Origin of the sequence: Bradyrhizobium sp. NBAIM03 (assembly GCF_020194055.1) — a bacterium.
GTDB classification, from domain to species: Bacteria; Pseudomonadota; Alphaproteobacteria; order Rhizobiales; family Xanthobacteraceae; genus Bradyrhizobium; species Bradyrhizobium yuanmingense.
Genome location: NZ_JADYVS010000247.1, coordinates 1 through 400, shown reverse-complemented (window position 1 = coordinate 400; position 400 = coordinate 1). Strand labels below are relative to the sequence as shown.

Here is a 400-nt window from a genome sequence, read left to right as displayed (position 1 = left end):
TTGCCGCGCTCACGGCGCTGGGCAACGCGGCACCGCAGTTGAAGGTGCACATTGCGGCGGGCCTCAACGTGGGGCTCACGCGAAAGGAGATCACCGAGACGATCCTGCAGATGGCGCTATACGCGGGCTTTCCGGCGGCACTCAACGGCATGTTTGCCGCCAAGGAAGTGTTTGCCGCTCACGACGCCGAGGGCGCGGCCGCCGCGAGCGGATCGATGCGCCGCGAAACCAGCAACTGATCGATCCGGTGGTTGTCGATGTCGAGCACTTCAATATGCAGCGGCCCGATGTCGACGGTCTCGCTTTTCTTGGGAATGCGCTTGAGCGCGTAGATGACCAGCCCAGCGAGGGTTTCGACGTGGTGTTCGCCGGGCAGGTCGTCGAGGTCGAAGGCGCGTTT

General features: G+C 64.0%; 2 protein-coding genes. One reads left to right on the top strand and one right to left on the bottom strand.

The features are described from left to right. Nucleotides 1-239, top strand: a 239-nt coding sequence (locus I6F21_RS38350) for a carboxymuconolactone decarboxylase family protein (protein ID WP_225184467.1), incomplete at its 5' end; no start/stop codon positions are given. On the opposite strand, the gene I6F21_RS38345 is transcribed toward I6F21_RS38350, so the two are convergent. Next, nucleotides 179-400, bottom strand: a 222-nt coding sequence (locus I6F21_RS38345; protein WP_276573648.1) for a transporter associated domain-containing protein, incomplete at its 5' end; no start/stop codon positions are given. The two genes, I6F21_RS38350 and I6F21_RS38345, sit on opposite strands and share 61 nt — an antisense overlap.